The following is a 17,507-nucleotide window of genomic DNA, read 5'->3' as shown; positions in this document are numbered from 1 at the left end:
ACGTTTGCGCTCACAGGGGCGGCGACTCGCCCCTTCGCCATGCAGCACAGGCGGGAGGCGGATTGACGGTTGCGCTAACTGCCGGGCCCCTTATAGTAGAGGCCATCCTTGGTGACTGACCCTCTGAATAATATGGAAAATATGATGCGCAGCTTAGGTGCGGGATGGACCCGTCTGCTTTTGGTGATGCTGGCGGCCTGCCCGCTGCTGGCTGTGGCGGCACAGGGGGAGCGCCCGAAAATTGCGGTGGTGCTCAGCGGCGGCGGTGCCAAGGGATCGGCCCATATCGGCATCCTCAAGGTGCTGGAGCAGAAACGGATTCCGGTCGACATCATAGTCGGCACCAGCATGGGCTCTTATGTGGCGGGGATGTACGCCATGGGGCTCAGTGCCGAGGAGGTGGAGCGCACTACCCTGGCCATCGACTGGAACAAGGGCTATCAGGACAAGGTGGGCCGCGACGAGCTGTCGTTGCGTAAAAAGCAGCAGAACGAGCAGTACCAGCTGCGCACCGATATCGGGGTGAATGGCGACACCACCCAGCTGCCGGACGGTTTTTTCCAGGGCCAATCCATGGCCAGCCTGCTGCGGGGGGCCACCTCCAACCTGCCGGTACAGGAGAGCTTCGACGATCTCCCCATTCCCTACCGCGCCATGGCGACCGACATGGAGACGGTCACCCCCTTTGTGCTGGATCACGGCAGCCTGGCCAAGGCAATGCAGGCCTCCATGTCCATTCCCGGTGCCCTCAAGCCGGTGGAGTGGGAGGGGCACATCCTGGCGGACGGCGGTAGCGTCAACAACATGCCGGTGGATGTCGCCAAGGCAATGGGGGCCGACGTGGTGATCGCGGTGGATATCGGTGCCAAGCTGCGTACCCGTGAATCACTCAAGTCAGGGTTGGCGATGATCGACCAGCTCACCACCTACATGACCCAGGTGGGTACCGACAAGCAGAAGGCGCTGATGGGGCCGAAAGACATACTGATCGCTCCCGAGTTTGGCGATATGGGGATCGCCGACTTTGCCCGCATGCCGGAGGGGATCAAAATGGGTGAGGCGGCGGCGTACAAGGCGTCGCTGCAACTCGATAAGCTGTCGCTCACCAAGGCGCAGTACAACGCCTATCGCAACCAGAAGCTGAGCCGCCGTGCCGAGCGAAGTGGTCAACCCGCCTACTTCATCGACAAGGTGGAGATCATCAACAAGTCGCGCCTCTCCGACGAGACGGTGCACGCCATGCTGAAGGTTCGGCCGGACAAGATCCAGACCAACGAGAGTCTGGAGGCTGGCATTCGCCGCCTCTATGCGCTGGAGTCGTTTGACCGCATCACCTATGAAGTGGAGGAGCGCGATGGGGAGAACGTGCTGGTAGTGGATGCCAGCGAGAAGAACTGGGGGCCTGGTTACCTCAACTTCCAGTTCGGTTTCACCGATGACTTCGAGAATACCTCCAACTACAACGTCGGCATGTCCTACACCCTCACCAACGTCAACGAGTGGGGGGCCGAGTGGTTGACCGAGGCATCACTGGGCACGGCCAAACATATCAAGACCGACTTCTATACACCGCTGGAGCCCTCCCAGACCTTCTATGGCGAGGCGAGCCTGGCCTATGACCAGACCCAGAGAAGCCTCTTTAATCCGGATCCGGACGAACCGATATTTACCTATCTCGATACCGAGTACTCCTTCTTCAGCGCCGATCTGGCGGTCGGCTGGAATCGTCAGCCCTGGAGCCGCCTGTCTATGGGGCTGGAAGGGCAGACGGGCAGTATCGAGATCAAAAACTTCAAAGAGCTGCAAGGGGATGCCACGGCGTGGGGCCCCTATGTCCGCTTTGAACACGACAATCTGGATAGCCGCTATTTCCCCTATCAGGGGGTGAAGTGGGATATGAAACTGGGCCACTCCCACGTCAGTGTGGATGGACTCGAGTCGGCAGATGGCCGCAGTGAAGGCTGGAATTATCAACTCTCCATGATCAAGCCCTGGTCATGGGACAGGCACAGCCTCAACCTGATCCTCGAAGGGGGTGGCTCGGGCAGTGAAGAGGTGGTGCCACTGCATATTCAGGATCTGGGCGGGCTGTTCCGCCTCTCAGGTTTCCAGCGCTACCAGCTGAGCGGTCGCTACAGCCTGTTTGGTGGCCTGCGTTACATCTATCGGGTGGCAGACAATGACTTCGGTGCCCTCAAGATGCCGCTCTATCTGGGCGGATCTCTGGAGCAGGGCGGGGTCTGGAACAAGGGGGAGGATATCAGTCTGGAGAGCTCGTTTACCGCCGGGTCGGTTTATGTCGGGGTGGAGAGCTTCCTCGGCCCTGTGTTCCTCGGCTACGGCATGGCGGAGGGGGGCAATGACGTCTTCTATCTGCAATTGGGCAGTACGTTCGAATAATGCCGAAATGATGCCAATTTGTTAACTCTGGTTGAGGGCGTTCAATTAATTTTCAAAAAACACCAGTCTGTTTAATTGGTTACGATTTTGTGGTGAATAAGCAAACAGGGTTTGGATTTTAATTAGTCGTTAAAACTTATATAGTGGGGAGCACCCTACGGGGTGTCCCGCAAGGACGATCGCCGCGAGCCTGGGCGAACCCCAAAAAAAGACCAAAGAGGAATTAGTCGTGCTTGAAACATATCGTAAACACGTCGCAGAACGTGCCGCCGAGGGCGTGGTTGCCAAACCTCTGGATGCAGAGCAGGTCGCCGCCCTGGTTGAGCTGCTCAAGAACCCGCCCGCTGGCGAAGAAGACTTTCTGAAAGAGCTGTTGTCCTCCCGTATTCCCCCCGGTGTTGATGAAGCGGCCTATGTCAAAGCCGGTTTCCTCACCGCTGTCGCCAAGGGCGAAGCCCACTCTCCCATCCTGACTGCCGCCGAAGCCGTTGAACTGCTGGGCACCATGCAGGGTGGTTACAACATTCAACCGCTGATCGACCTGCTGGATCACGCCACCCTGGCGCCGCTTGCCGCCAAGGGGCTCTCCCACACCCTGCTGATGTTTGACTCCTTCCACGACGTGGAAGAGAAGGCCAAGGCGGGCAATGTCCACGCCAAACAGGTGATGCAGTCCTGGGCTGATGCCGAATGGTTCCTCTCCCGCCCGGAGCTGGCCGAGAAGATCACCGTCACCGTGTTCAAGGTGACTGGCGAAACCAACACCGACGACCTCTCTCCGGCACCGGACGCCTGGTCCCGCCCGGACATTCCGCTGCACGCGCTGGCGATGCTGAAAAACGCCCGTCCCGGCATTACCCCGGACAAGGATGGCGCCGTCGGCCCCATCAAGACCATCGATGCCCTGAAAGAGAAAGGCTTCCCGCTGGCCTATGTGGGTGACGTGGTCGGTACCGGTTCTTCCCGTAAATCCGCCACCAACTCGGTGCTCTGGTTTATGGGTGACGACATTCCGTTCGTGCCGAACAAGCGCGCTGGCGGTGTCTGTCTGGGTGGCAAGATTGCCCCGATCTTCTTCAACACCATGGAAGATGCCGGCGCACTCCCTATCGAAGTGGACGTCTCCAAGCTGGAAATGGGCGATGTGATCGACATCTACCCCTATGCCGGCAAGATCTGCAAACACGGCACCGAACAGGTGCTGGCGCAGTTTGAACTGAAAACCGACGTGCTGATCGACGAAGTGCGCGCCGGTGGCCGTATCCCGCTGATCATCGGCCGCGGCCTGACCGACAAGGCCCGCGAAGCGCTGGGGCTGCCGTTCTCTACCGTATTCCGTCGCCCGCAGCCGGTGGCCGATACCGGTAAAGGCTTCACCCTGGCCCAGAAGATGGTGGGCAAGGCGTGCGGCGTGAAGGGCATTCGCCCGGGCACTTACTGCGAGCCCAAGATGACTACGGTCGGCTCCCAGGACACCACGGGCCCGATGACCCGCGACGAGCTCAAAGATCTGGCCTGCCTCGGCTTCTCCGCCGATCTGACCATGCAGTCCTTCTGCCACACAGCGGCCTATCCCAAGCCCATCGACGTACAGACCCACCACACCCTCCCGGACTTCATCATGAACCGCGGCGGTGTGAGCTTGCGTCCGGGTGACGGCGTCATCCACTCCTGGCTGAACCGCATGCTGCTGCCGGATACCGTGGGTACCGGTGGTGACTCCCACACCCGTTTCCCCATCGGCATCTCCTTCCCGGCGGGCTCCGGTCTGGTGGCTTTCGCCGCCGCTACCGGCGTGATGCCGCTGGACATGCCGGAATCCGTGCTGGTGCGCTTCAAGGGCGAGCTGCAGCCGGGCATCACCCTGCGTGATCTGGTCCATGCCATCCCCTACGCCGCCATCCAGAAAGGGCTGCTGACCGTCGAGAAAGCGGGCAAGAAGAACATCTTCTCCGGTCGCATCCTCGAGATCGAAGGTCTGCCGACCCTGAAAGTGGAACAGGCATTCGAACTGGCGGACGCCAGCGCCGAGCGCTCCGCTGCCGGTTGCACCATCAAGCTGGATAAAGAGCCGATTATCGAGTATCTGAAGTCCAACATCGTGATGCTGAAATGGATGCTCTCCGAAGGCTACGGTGACGTGCGCACCATCACCCGTCGCATCAAGGGGATGGAAGAGTGGCTGGCCAACCCGACCCTGATGGAAGCGGACAAGGATGCCGAGTACGCCGAAATCATCGAGATCGATCTGGCCACCATCAAGGAGCCGATCCTGTGTGCGCCGAACGATCCGGACGATGCCCGTCTGCTGAGCGACGTGGCTGGCGACAAGATCGACGAGGTGTTCATCGGTTCCTGTATGACCAACATCGGTCACTTCCGTGCCGCCGGCAAACTGCTCGAGAAGTATCAGGGCGAGCTGCCGACCCGTATGTGGATCGCACCGCCCACCAAGATGGACAAGGATCAGCTGACCGAAGAGGGCTACTACGGCATCTTTGGTCGCGTCGGTGCCCGCATCGAGATCCCGGGCTGCTCCCTCTGCATGGGCAACCAGGCGCGGGTAGCGGAAGGGGCCTCCGTGGTTTCTACCTCCACCCGTAACTTCCCGAACCGTCTGGGTAAAGGTGCCAACGTCTATCTGGCCTCAGCAGAGCTGGCCGCCGTTGCCGCCATCCTCGGCAAGATCCCGACCGTGGCGGAGTACCTGCAGTACGCCAAGGCGCTCGATGCCACTGCGGCAGATACTTACCGCTACCTCAACTTCAACGAGATCGCCTCCTACACCAAGAAGGCCGATGCGGTGATCCTGCAACAAGCTGTCTGAGTGAATGGCAGAGAGAGCCCTTTCAGGGGCTCTGTGTAGGCCAATAAAAATGCCGCGTAGCTACGCGGCATTTTTCATTTATGGGGATCTTGCATTCATACGGACGGTTAGAGTCGGGTCATCGCCTCTCTCTTGTCACCAGTCATAACGAAGTGAAGTTCCCCTCCGGCCCTGATCTCGCTGTGCTCGAAGGTCAGATCCCCCGATAGCGGCTTGTCGTTGATGGTGACAGACTTCACGTACTTGTTGTGAGGGCTGTTGTTGTCGGCGGTGATCCTGAAGGTCCCGTCCTTCACCGCGATCGTCACCTCATCGAACAGTGGGCGGCCGATGCTGTAGTGCAGGGAGGCAGGGGTCACCTGATAGAACCCCATGGCCGACATGATGTACCAGGCTGACATCTGCCCCACGTCTTCGTTGCCGATCAGGCCCGTTGGCTTGGTGGTATAGAACTCGTTCATGATCCGATCGAGATACTCCTGAGTTTTCCACGGTTCATCGGTCATGTTGTAGAGGTAGGGGATATGGTGGGATGGTTCATTGCCATGCATGTACTGGCCGATATAGCCAGTCAGATCAGGCAAGACCTCCCCGGTGTTTGATGAGCGGGCATTGAATAGTTCATCGAGATCCTCGCGCAGACCCTTTTCTCCACCCACTTCCTGTTTGAGCCACTGGAAGGCATGCAGTGGCTGGAATTTCCATTGCCAGCTGTTGCCCTCGGTGTAGGCGAACTCGTCCACATAGTAGGGATCAAACGGCAATAGCGGACAGACGCGCATCTCTACGCTGGTACCATCCGGCTTGTTGACCATTTCCAGCTTGCAGTCAGGTGATTTTTCATCGACTGGCTGATTGAATTGACTTGCCGGGCGGTGCGGGTTCCAGCTGTCAGGGTGGTTTTTGGGGCGGAAGAAACCAGTCTTGGCATCCCAGTGGTACAGGTAGTTGTCCGAGCGTTTGAGAAACTCCTGCTGAACCTTGTTGTTGCCCGCCATACGAGCGATTTCCGAGAGAGCCCAGTCACCATAGGCAAACTCCAGAGTGTAGGAGGCGGAGTTCCAATATCCCCAGTGTACATAGCCGTTCTGCTCATAAACCTCGAGCTGGGCAATGCTGGCTGCGCCGATGTTTTGGTCTTCGGTCCAGTCGGGGAACTCCTCCTTTTTGTGATAGCGAGCGGTAAATTCGGCAGCCTCCAACGCCTCCTGGGGATCCACATTCAGGCCCTTGGCCATGGCATCCGCGATGATGGAGATAGCAGGAAAGCCTATCATGGTGCCTGTGTAGTGACCGTGCAGCTCCCACTTGGGCAGAATGCCGCCATCTTTGTACTTGCGGATCAGGTCGTTGACATACTCCTCTGCTTTGCGGGGATTGATGATGGTCTGCAGCGGATGCTGGGCCCGGAAGGTGTCCCACATGGAGTAGACGGAGTAGTTGGGGATGGCCCCGGCATCCTTGATCTCCTGAGTGCGCATGGCGCGGTACTTGCCATCCACATCCTGGAAGATCATCGGTGCAATTTGAGAGTGATACATGGCGGTGTAGAAGATCTCTTTTTGAGTCTGAGTGCCCCCCCTCACTTTCACTTTTTCCAGCTCGCCATGCCAAGCCTGCTGGTTGCTGGCTACCTGCTCCTCGAAACCCCAACCCGGCACCTCGGTTTCCAGATTTTTCTGTGCCCCTTCAACCCCGGTGGGGGAGATCCCGACCTTCAGCTCGAGTGGTTGTTCACTGGGGCTGAAAGTCAGATATGCGATGGTTTTAGTTCCCCTGAATGCATCCTGTGTCAAGGTCGTTTCGGTTGTTACGCCATCGACAACGATGCTGGCTTTGACCACTGGCTGGCTGAATTTTGCGTAGAAATAGATGTGCTGGTTATTGGCCCAGCCATCCGAACTGCGCTTGCCGCGAATGGTGTATTCATCGACAAACTCGATATCACCAATAGTGGTACGATTACCCCAGCTCTTATTCAGGGTATGATCAAGGTCGATTTTAATTGCAGGGGTGCTGCCTTTGGTGAAGGTATATTTGTGATATCCAACCCGGGCTGACGTTGTTAACTCTGCCTTGATTTTTCCATTGTTAAGAATGACGGAGTAGTAGCCCGCCTCTGCTTGTTCATTGGATTTGTCAAATGTGTTGTAAGTAGTGTCGTTTTTATCGGTAAACGGCAAAACTAGAATATCACCAAGATCAGTAATGCCAGTGCCTGACAAATGGGTGTGAGAGAAGCCATAAACTGGAATATCTGATCGCTTGCCATGGTCAAAATAACCTGCCGCAGAGCCCCACCCCTCCATCTCTGTATCAGGGGAGAGCTGCACCAGCCCACCCGGGTAGACGGCTCCTGGAAAGGTATGGCCATCTGCACCGGTGCCGATCAATGGGTTTATATACCGGATGAGCGATTTATCAGGTGTCGGACGAACGTTGTCAGAAATGGTGGTCGAATCACTATCACAGCCAGATAGTGCTATGGTGAGAGCTATGACCAGTGGCGTTAGTTTACTTTTCATGACCTGACTCCTTGGCAAGGTTATATCATTTATGATTGTGCAATATCTTTCTTCGCCAATATTTGGCAACGGTTGATGTGGTTATGGATAGGATTCCAATATCTACAGGTGAGTTTAATGGTTGGCAAATATCATCATTTGATGTTCTTTGTTTTGGTGAGTTGATATTAAGAGTATGTTGATTGAACGAGTAGATTAATTATGTTGCATTTACTGGATTATTATGACGGTTATTCAGTAGTGTGAATTAGATCACCAATGCTATTCAGGAAGGTTTTTCTAGGTTATTTCCAACTGGCAGAGTGAACCTTTCCGGCAAGTAGTTAACCTTTGCTGCGGGACGGTTGGGAAATGGATTGCAAGAGCAGAAGATGCGTCAGATGAGTTTGAACCGTTCGGGGCCTTTTGCTGCAGCGTTCATTCCTGAGTAAACCTTATAGTTCGTTTTATACACGCTTTACGTTATGTTGTCTGGTTATGACCGGTCGCGAAAATAGTGCTTTGCTATCGGTGTGAGTTAACTTCTTTTTTCTTTGGCTTGTGCGGGCTGGCCCGACGAATTGCGGCGTGGTTCTTTATGTTTCTGTTCAGGATCGATCTCTCCCGAACCGGGTTACGCTTCGGCGGTGCCTTGCTGGTCTTTACCCTGCCGCTGCTGGTGGGAGCTTGGCTCATCCACAGCAATTATGTGCAGGAGCTGAAAGCGGAATCCAGCGCCTCGGCCCACAAGGCCAGAACCCTGATGGAGTCGATGCTGGATCATGCGGAGCAGGCCAATCGCTCCGTGCTGCCCTTGGTGAATGCTCCCTGTCGCGACAACCTGCTGGTGCTGCGCAAGAAGGTCGCCATCGAGCCTTTCCTGCGTTCGGTCAATCTGGTGCGAAACGGCATCATCAATTGCACTTCGCTGTTTGGTGAGGCCAATGATGCCGATGACGGCTCCATCTACACTGGCCGCAAGCTGCTGCTGATGAGTGGCAACCGGGTGCGGCAAAATCACCCGCTGTTGGTGGTGCGCACCGAACAGGGGAAGGATGCCGCCTTGAGCGCCATCGACAGTACCCAGCTCAGCTTCATGCTCTCCATGAGCGGAAAATCCAGTGCGCTCTATCTGCAGGTGGGGTCGGCCTGGCTCAATGAGTCTGGCCGCTATCTGAGCGAGGCGCCCACCCTCCATCGCGGGATCAGCCAGGCCCTCACCTCATCCCATTATCCTTTCACCATCCATGCCGGTTATGCCATGCCGGTCTACTGGAAGTCGCTGTGGGCCGCGCGGCATGTGGCGCTGTCGTGGCTGGCGGTTTCCTCGCTTTTGCTGGCCTGGCTGGTGTGGTGGGTGCTGGGGCGGCCCGGCTCGCCAACAGATGAGTTGCGACGTGCCCTGCGGGCCAGGGAGTTTGTTCCCTATCTGCAGCCGCTGATTGCCAGCCACGACGGCAAGATGATGGGCGCCGAGGTGCTGATGCGCTGGGAGCATGTCAATGAAGGGGTGATCCGGCCCGATCTCTTTATTCCCCAAGCGGAGGAGTCGGGACTGATCGTTCCCATGACCACCCATATCATGAAACAGGTGGCGACAAGGTTGAACCGCTCTCAGGAGCAGTTGCCCGACGGGTTTCATATCAGCTTCAACATCAGCGCCGCCCATTGTCACGATTTTGCCCTGCTGGCCGAGTGCCGCGCCTTTCTCGGTCACTTCCTCCCCGGCAAGGTGGTACTGGTGCTGGAGCTGACCGAGCGGGAGCTGTTGATGTCAGATCCCCAGACCCTCTCCCTGTTCCGCCAGCTGGACGAGATGGGGGTCAAACTCGCCATCGACGACTTTGGTACCGGCCACTCCAGCCTGGCTTACCTGCAGCAGTTCCATGTGGATTACCTCAAGATCGACAAATCCTTTATCGCCCGCATCGGTACCGAGTCGCTCTCGGAACATATCGTGGACAACGTGATCGATCTGGCGACCCGGCTGGGTCTGGCGCTGGTGGCGGAAGGGGTGGAGAGCGAGCGTCAGGCTGACTACCTCAGGGCCAAAGGGGTCGATTATTTACAGGGATACCTGTTTGCCCGCCCCATGCCGCTGCGCCAGTTCTGCGAGGAGCTGCTGCCGGAAGAGGCACAAACCCGTCAGCCAGATGGGGTGCGAGGCATCCCGAACGCCACCTGATCTATCGGTGACAGACGGGCGGACAAGTTCCCGTCTGGCAGGGTAGGGGAGTGCTCTCTCCCTATCCCCCCTCGAGTGCAGGGGCTTGTTTTTCATGCCTTGCGGCTCGCTTTTCGGTAGAATCAGCGCTCATTTTGACGTCAGTAAAAGATGAGGCGCGGTATGACGGTTCAGTTCCAGGCATTTCACAGCATCAAGGCGATCGGTAATCGGGAGGTGCTGTTCAACTGGTCGAGAACCAATCCCCTCGGAGCGCTGGATCAGGTGTGGCGCCCGAAAAGCCGCGACGAGCTGCAAGCGCTGCTGCGGGAACACCCCGAGCGCAAGCTGCGCCTTATCGGCTCCGGCCTCTCCTTCGAACCCATCCACAGCGTTTATGCCGAGGGCAGTCAGGCGCTGCTGGTGGACTTGCACCACCTGCGCGGCCAGCTGGCGAAAACGGCCGATACCGTGACCTATCAGGCGGGGACGCCGCTCGATACCGTTTATGCCGAGCTGATCGCCATGGAGCGGATGCTGCCCGCATCCCCGGGCGTTATCGGCATCCAGACCCTGGGCGGCGCCCTCAGCACCGGCACCCACGGTCAGGGGCTGCACCAGTCAGCCCTGTGCGATGCGGTGGAGGCGATGACGGTGATGCTGGCCAGTGGCGACATCATCCTGGTGGATCGCACCGACCCGCGCTTCGGTGCCTTCGTGATGGGGATGGGGATGCTCGGCATCCTGCTCGACGTCACCCTGCGTACCGTACCGAACCGCATCATGCGCTGCACCAAGTTCACCACCGATTACCCCTTCCTCCTGGAGCACAACGAGCGGCTCAACCGCGAGCACGGCTTCGTGAAGAGCTGGTGGTTTGCCTGGACCGGCGAGAGCCACATCTGGCTGGTGGATCCCGCCTCCGATGAGGAGGTTGCCCGCTACCGCGCCGGTGGCAGCGAGCCGCTGCTGCTGGATGGCGATATCGACGCCCGCATGAACGCCACCATTGATGCCACCTTGCAGAAGATGGCGAAAGATACCAAGGATGAGGCGCTGGCGGGGGAGCACTTCGAGACGGTGCGCCGCTTCAAGGATGCCTCCGATCTGGTGGGCAACGTCTACCAAATTCTCTGCAAGGGGATCCCGGCCCCCCAGATCAACTGTGAGGTGGCGGTGCCGCTTAATCGCATGAACGAGGCGCTGGAGACCCTGCAAGCGTGGCAGCAGGCCAATCCGGGCGTGCTGCACTACCCCTTTATCCTGCGCTGCACCGGCCCTTCCGAGGCCTGGCTCAGCGCCGCCTACGGCCAGCCGGTCTGCTGGATCGGTTTTCTGGTCTATCTGGCGGCGGACGGCACCTTCGTCAACGGCTCCATGGAGCAGATGCGCGAGCTGCAACAACTGCTGGCGCCGCTTGGCGGCATTCCCCACTTCGGCAAGCATCTGGCGATGGATCTCTACGACTTCCCGACCCTGCTGCCACGCTGGAACGACTTCGTGGCGTTGAAAGCCGAGCTCGACCCCCACGGCCGCTTTGAAAACCGCTGGCTCAGCGACCTGTTTGCCAACCGGTAAGGATCTGACATGACCGATATGCAAGATACCCGTATCCCAGTGACCCTGCTGACCGGCTTTCTCGGCAGCGGCAAGACAACTCTGCTCAACCACTGGGTCAAGCAGCCGGAGCTTGGCGAGTGCGCCGTGCTGATCAACGAGTTCGGCTCGGTGGGGCTGGATCACCATCTGGTGCAACAGGTGGATGAGCAGGTGATGCTGCTCGACTCCGGCTGCATCTGCTGCTCGGTGCAGGGCTCTCTGGTGGAGGCGCTGCAGGGGCTGTTTATGAAGGCCATCCAGCGCAAGATCAAACCGTTCAAGCGGCTGATTATCGAGACCACTGGTCTGGCGGATCCGGCCCCCGTGCTTTTTACCCTGCGCGAAGAGGGCTTTATCGCCCAGCGCTACCGCTTCGATGGCACTGTCACCGTCGTGGATGCCGGCCATATCGAGCAACAGCTGGCGGCTCAATATGAAGCGGTGAAACAGGTGGCGCTGGCGGATCTGCTGGTGGTGAGCAAAGGCGATCTGGTGGATGACGAGCAGCTGGCACGGGTCGAAGCCCAGTTGGCGGCACTCAATCCGGCGGCCCCGATCCAGCAGGTGACCAATGGTGAACTGTCGCCAGCAGTGCTGGAGAAGCTCGGCGTCTACAACGAAGCGGCAGGGCGCGATGTGCGCCAGCTGCTGGCCTGGCTGCGCACCGAATCCCCCAAGCAGGGGCTGGCGTCACCGATGCAGCCGAAGATGCAACCGTTCGCCGCCAAGGTGGGCACAGCAGCGCCCACCCACTTCGAGCACGGCAACATCGAGAGTTTCTCCCTGCGTATCGGCGAGCCGCTCAAACCCTCTCGCTTGCTGGCCGCCATCGATGCGGTGCAGGCCCAATATGGCGATGCCCTGCTGCGCCTCAAGGGGATTTTGCAGCTGGAAGGGGAGAGCCAGCCGGTGGTGATCCACGGCGTCCACGGCCAGCTCTATCCGCTGCAGGCGCTGGGCGACTGGCCGGAGGGCAAGGCCCAGTCCCGACTGGTGTTTATCGTGAAAAGTCAGGACAAGGCCGGTATCGAGCAGCTCTTTATGGCGACCTTAAAGGCCCCCGAGCCCACTCTGGAAGAGCGGCTCAAAGCCATGCTGGGTCAGCCCGACAACTGATCTTGCGCGTTGCAGCTCTCCTGCATCAGGTCAGGACGGCGACGGTTGAACAGCACAAACGCCACCGGCACAAAGTAGAACGAGAGCAGGGTCGCCAGCGCTGTGCCACCGGCGATGGCGATGGCAAAGGGTGGCCAGAAGCCGCCGCCCCCCAGCAATAGCGGGATGAAGCCGCCCACTGTGGTGATGGTGGTCGAGACGATGTGGCGGCTGCAACCGGCCACCAGATTACGGATCTGCGGCAGATTGCCCTGTTGTGCCAGCGGGTCTGCCTTCAGCTCGGCCAGAATGACGATGGCGGCGTTGATGGCCAGCCCCATCAGTCCTAGCAGGGCGATGATCACCGTAAACCCGAAGGGGTAGCCCAGCAGCCAGACCCCCAGCAGCCCGAGCCCCGCCGACTGGATCGCCACCAGGGTGACGATGCCTGCCAGCCGGAACGAGTTGAAGCTGAGCACCAGCACGGCCACCAGCAGCACGGCAACCAGGCTGACGTGCGCCATCAGATTGCCCACCGATTCATCCCGCTTGGCGGCTTCTCCGCCAAACTCCAGTCGATAGCCCGGCGGCAACGCCAGCGTCTTGGCGGCCAGCCTCTCTTTGACCTGCTCCAGCACGGTTTGCGGCAGTACGTCGACCGCCAGATAGGCCTCCAGCACATTGACCCGCTCACCATCCCGACGGCTGATCTCCCCCCAGCTTGGCAGCAGCTCGGGAGTGGCCAGTGCCCGCAAGGTGAGATTGGCTGCCCCTTGCTGGCCGGTGCCGGTGAGCGACAGCGGCACATTGAGCAGCGCATCCGGATCCTGACGCAAGGGCTCGGCCAGTCGCACCCGAACCGGGATTGACTCGGTGCCTTCCAGCACAGTGCCGCCCAACCTGCCATCCAGTGCGCCCGCCAGCCGGGAGGCAACATCGGTCAGGCTCATGCCTGCCAGTCGGGCGGCCTCCTCATCGACCTGCAACCAGAGTTTGGGGGCCCCTGCCTGCAAGGTGGCGCGGGTCTGCACCACGGCCGGGGTATTGGCGAGCAGACTGCGCAGCTCCTCTCCCAGACGGTGCAGCTGTTCGAGGTCGGGGCCAAACAGCCGCAGTTCGACCGGGGCATTGAAAGGCGGCCCCTGTTCCAGCTTGCGCACCAGGATCTGCGCTTCGGGAAATTTTGCATCGAGCCGCTGCTGCAGTTGTGGAATGAGCCGCTCGGCAGCATCGGCATCCTGCAGGGTGATCATCCCCTGGGCGTAATCGGCCCGCCCCTGTTTTCTGGGCACCAGGTTGTAGTAGAAGCTGGGGGCGTTGTCGCCCACCACCCAGTCCTGACGAACCAGCTCGGGGAGGCTGGCCAGCTCGACGGAGATCCCCAGTGCCAGCTCGCGGGTGCGCGCCAGGCTCGCCTGTGGGGATAGGCTGGCCTCGATGTGGATCATGTCCCGGTCGGCAGGGGGAAAGAACTGTTCGGTGATGCGGCCCGCCACCCAGAAACCGAGCAGGGGCAGCAGACTGACCAGCAGCAGGGTGCGCCAGGGGTGAGCCAGCGCCATGGCGATGCTCTGCTGGAAACGGGCGCTCACCCGGGGCAGGTGCAAGCCATCCTGATACCAGCATCCTCCTTGGTCACTGCCAATCCAGCGGGCTGCGAGGCCAGCCACCAGGGTGTGGGCGATGAGGTAGGATCCCAGCAGTGAGCAGATCACCGCCCAGGCGATACCGCCGACAAACTCGCCTGCGGGGCCCGGCATCAGAATGATCGGCATAAAGGCGAGCATGGTGGTGAGGGTGGAGCCCAGCAGTGGCAGCCAGAGGTGGCCGATGGCTTCCAGTGCGGCGGCACTCATGGCCATGCCGTGGCGGCGCTGATATTGCACCCGATCCGCCATGACGATGGCGTTGTCCACCATGATCCCGAGCGCCACCACCAGACCGGTGACCGACATCTGGTGAATGGGCAGATTGATCAGGTTCATGCAGGCGAAAGAGAACGCCACGGTAAGCGGCAGCGACAGGGCCACGATAATGGCGGCCTTGACTCCCAAGGTCACCAGCAGCACGGCCACTATGATGAGGAAGCCCTGCACAATGTTGATGAGCAGGGTGTCGAGCCGCTGATCGGTATAACGCTGCTGATCGAAGCTGGTGACGAGACCTATATTATCCGGCAAGTCCTGTTCCAGCTGGGCCAGCATGGTATCGACCCGTGCCGACCAGAGGTCGATGCGGTGATCCTGTGCCATGCGCAGACCGACCACCACGGCCCGCTCACCATTGGCAAAGGCCAGCTGGCTCTCCGGCTGGTGCAGGGTACGTCTTACCTCGGCCAGATCGCCAAGGCGCAGGGTCTGGCCCTGCTCGCCGGTACGCAGCGGGATCTGGCGGATCCGCTCCAGGGTATCGAGGGCACCGCGGATCTCCACCTGAAAGCGATTGTGGCTGCCCTGCAGCTCCCCGGCGGCCACTTTGGCATCGGCACCACTCAGCGCCTGGGCAAGCTGTTCGCCACTCATGCCGCTGGCACTGAGGGCGAGGGGATCGAACCGTACCTCGATCTCCTCCTGCGGTGCCCCGACCCGCTCGACGTATTCGGTACCCGGCAGCTGGCGAGCCCGGCGTTCCAGCTCGGCGCTGTAGCGGGCGAGGCGATCCAGCTGCGGCTGGCCCGGCCCGCGCCAGACCACATTGACCAGCCGGGTGAAGGGGTAGCCTTTCTCGTCATCCAGCTTGGGGGCACTGGCGCCGGCTGGCAGTCCGGCGGCAAGATCTGCCAGCCGGTCACGGACTCTGGACCAGACAGGCTCGACATCGCTGACCTCATCCTTGAGCTCCAGATTGATGATGGAGAGACCGGGGCGAGAGCTCGACTCGATCAGCTTGATCTCGCTCTGGGCCCGCAGCCGGTTCTCGATGGGCTCGCTCACCAGCGCTTCCACCCGTTCGGCGCTGGCCCCGGGGAAGTGGGTAACCACGCTGGCAAAACGGCTGGTGAGCTGGGGATCTTCGGTTCTGGGCAGGGTCTGCAATGCCGCAAAGGCGGCCGTCAGCAGCAGTGCGACCGTCAACAGCAGCAGTCGGCCATTCTCGATAAACGGGCGGATCATGACTGTGGCTCCGGATGCGCCGCCTGATGATCCACGCTGGTTGTCAGGGTGACCTGCTGGCCCGGCACCAGTTTATGCAGGCCATCGGTCACCAGCTGTTCTTGTCCGTTCAGGGCACCACTGATCCAGGCCCGCTCGCCATCTTGCTGCAGCAGGGTGACGTCCCGACTGACCACTCGGGGTGGCGTTTCGTCGTTGAGCAGGTAGAGGGTCCAGCTGCCGCGCAATCCCTGGGTCAGTGCGGTGAGCGGCACTTCGTAAGCGCGGGTGGGCTCGCGGGTCTGATGCAGCAGGGTGATCAGTTGCCCCTCTGCCAGTTGTTCGCCGCCCCGGATCAGCTGGAAGCGGGCGGTGCGGGTGTGGGTCTGCCCGTCCACTTGTACCCCCAGATTAAGCAGGCGCCCCTCCAGTGATTGCTCCCCGCTTTGCAGGGGGTAGTGTTGGCCGACGATCAGGGACTCGGCCTGTTTCACCGGCACGCCGATATCGGCCTCCCACTGGCCGCTGCGGGTCAGGGAGAAGAGAGGCTGGCCTGCGGCTACCACGGCCCCCAATGCCTGCTCGCGGCTGACCACAATCCCGTTGAAGGGGGCGCGCAGCTGTGATTTCTCCTGTTTGACCCGGTTGGCTTCGAGGGCGGCGGCCAGCTGGTTGGCGCTTGCCTCCAGCATGCGGACTTTGCCTTGCTGTTCATCCAGCGCCTGACGGGAGCTGAACTGCTGCTGGCGCAGGGCGGTGAGTCGATCGAGCGTCTGCCGGGCAAGGGTCAGCTCGGCCTCGTTCTGGGCGGCCCGGGCGGCCAGCTCTTTGGCTTCCACTGCCAGCAGCCGGGTGTCCAGTGTGGCGAGCAGTTCGCCGGCCGCGACCGGCTCTCCGCGTCCCTTGTGCAGAGTGGCGATCCGCCCTGCCAGCTCGAAGCCTATCTGGCTGTGCTCGGGGGCGATCACCCGGCCATTGAAGCGGTGCAGCACCGGGTAGTGATCGCTGGCTTGCAGCGGCTGGGCGATCACCCGGGTCAGGGCGGGTGTTTCTTCTGACTCAGTGACCGGGCTGCAGCCACTCAGTAACAGCGCCAGCAGGATTAAGCAAAGTGTCATGACATCATCCTCTGGTTGACATAACATCAAATCACACCGGTGAGTCTAGTTTTTCGAAACTAGACTGTCCAGTTTGATTGTGGAGGAAAAATGAACATTTCACCCCGTAGTCAGCAGAAGCGGGCTGCGATCCTCGATGCTGCCGGGCGGCTCTTCTGTCAGCACGGTCTGCATCTGGTCAGCATGGACATGGTGGCCAGTGAAGCGGGCGTCTCCAAGCAGACGGTCTACAGCCATTTTGCCAACAAGGAGTCGCTGTTTGCCGAAGCGGTGGGCAGCAAGTGCGTCAGCAGCGAGCTGATGCCGGAGGTGTTGCTGCGTGGCAACAATGTGCGGGAGAGCCTGATTGCCTTTGGTCGCAGCTTTCGCAAGTTGATCCTGAGCGATGATGCCATCAATATCTTTCGCACCTGCATCAGCTGCAACGATGCCCAGCTGGCCACCCTTTTTTTCGAGGCGGGCCCGCTCTACGTGACCGAGATGCTGTCCAACTGGCTGGAGCAGCAGAAGCAGCAAGGCCTGCTGTGCCATCAAGACAGCGAACAGGCCGCCTTGCAGCTGTTGCTGATGTGGCAGGGCAAGGAGCGCATGCTCCGTGAGCTGGGTCTGCCGCTGACCCAGAGCGCTGCCGAGCAGGATGCCTGGACCCTGAGTTGTGTCGATCTCTTCCTGACCGCCGCCGCTCCCCCGCAAAAATAATGGAGGTGG

General features: G+C 60.0%; 9 protein-coding genes. 6 read left to right on the top strand and 3 right to left on the bottom strand.

Features of this window, described 5'->3' with window-relative positions; all coding sequences use genetic code 11:
- Window positions 1–144 precede the first annotated feature (144 nt).
- Entirely contained in the window at window positions 145–2,400 is a 2,256-nt protein-coding gene (locus G5332_RS11425; RefSeq protein ID WP_227342969.1) for a patatin-like phospholipase family protein, read from the top strand.
- A gap of 229 nt (window positions 2,401–2,629) precedes the next feature.
- On the top strand, window positions 2,630–5,227 hold the full coding sequence (gene acnB, locus G5332_RS11420; protein ID WP_005355080.1) for a bifunctional aconitate hydratase 2/2-methylisocitrate dehydratase: 2,598 nt from the start codon (window positions 2,630–2,632) through the stop codon (window positions 5,225–5,227).
- A gap of 107 nt (window positions 5,228–5,334) precedes the next feature.
- Here acnB and G5332_RS11415 read toward each other — a convergent pair whose 3' ends face one another.
- Window positions 5,335–7,752 carry a GH92 family glycosyl hydrolase gene (locus G5332_RS11415; protein ID WP_216954456.1) on the bottom strand — a complete coding sequence of 806 codons (2,418 nt, stop codon included), beginning with the start codon at window positions 7,750–7,752 and terminating at the stop codon, window positions 5,335–5,337.
- A gap of 577 nt (window positions 7,753–8,329) precedes the next feature.
- Between G5332_RS11415 and G5332_RS11410 the strand changes: the two genes are divergently transcribed.
- The 3 genes from G5332_RS11410 to G5332_RS11400 all read left to right on the top strand — a co-directional run bounded on the left by G5332_RS11410 (window position 8,330) and on the right by G5332_RS11400 (window position 12,610).
- On the top strand, window positions 8,330–9,916 hold the full coding sequence (locus G5332_RS11410) for an EAL domain-containing protein (RefSeq protein ID WP_005355079.1): 1,587 nt from the start codon (window positions 8,330–8,332) through the stop codon (window positions 9,914–9,916).
- A gap of 162 nt (window positions 9,917–10,078) precedes the next feature.
- On the top strand, window positions 10,079–11,473 hold the full coding sequence (locus tag G5332_RS11405) for a D-arabinono-1,4-lactone oxidase (RefSeq protein ID WP_421311260.1): 1,395 nt from the start codon (window positions 10,079–10,081) through the stop codon (window positions 11,471–11,473).
- Window positions 11,474–11,482: 9 nt separating this feature from the next.
- Window positions 11,483–12,610 carry a CobW family GTP-binding protein gene (locus tag G5332_RS11400; protein WP_258721559.1) on the top strand — a complete coding sequence of 376 codons (1,128 nt, stop codon included), beginning with the start codon at window positions 11,483–11,485 and terminating at the stop codon, window positions 12,608–12,610.
- On the opposite strand, the gene G5332_RS11395 is transcribed toward G5332_RS11400, so the two are convergent.
- Together G5332_RS11395 and G5332_RS11390 are read right to left on the bottom strand one after the other, a co-directional pair.
- Complete coding sequence (locus G5332_RS11395; protein WP_421311259.1) at window positions 12,595–15,702, bottom strand: efflux RND transporter permease subunit; 3,108 nt, start codon at window positions 15,700–15,702, stop codon at window positions 12,595–12,597. The genes G5332_RS11400 and G5332_RS11395 overlap by 16 nt on opposite strands.
- Complete coding sequence (locus G5332_RS11390) at window positions 15,699–16,799, bottom strand: efflux RND transporter periplasmic adaptor subunit (protein WP_421249809.1); 1,101 nt, start codon at window positions 16,797–16,799, stop codon at window positions 15,699–15,701. The genes G5332_RS11395 and G5332_RS11390 overlap by 4 nt, the downstream gene beginning before the upstream one ends.
- Before the next feature lie 90 nt (window positions 16,800–16,889).
- Between G5332_RS11390 and G5332_RS11385 the strand changes: the two genes are divergently transcribed.
- Window positions 16,890–17,498 (top strand): TetR/AcrR family transcriptional regulator, encoded by a 609-nt coding sequence (locus G5332_RS11385; RefSeq protein WP_005355070.1) that lies wholly within the window; start codon window positions 16,890–16,892, stop codon window positions 17,496–17,498.
- Window positions 17,499–17,507: the final 9 nt, after the last annotated feature.

The organism is Aeromonas sp. 603757 (assembly GCF_049171255.1).
GTDB classification, from domain to species: Bacteria; Pseudomonadota; Gammaproteobacteria; order Enterobacterales; family Aeromonadaceae; genus Aeromonas; species Aeromonas veronii_A.
Note: the sequence above shows the minus strand (reverse complement) of the source record. Positions and strands in the feature narration are given on the sequence as shown.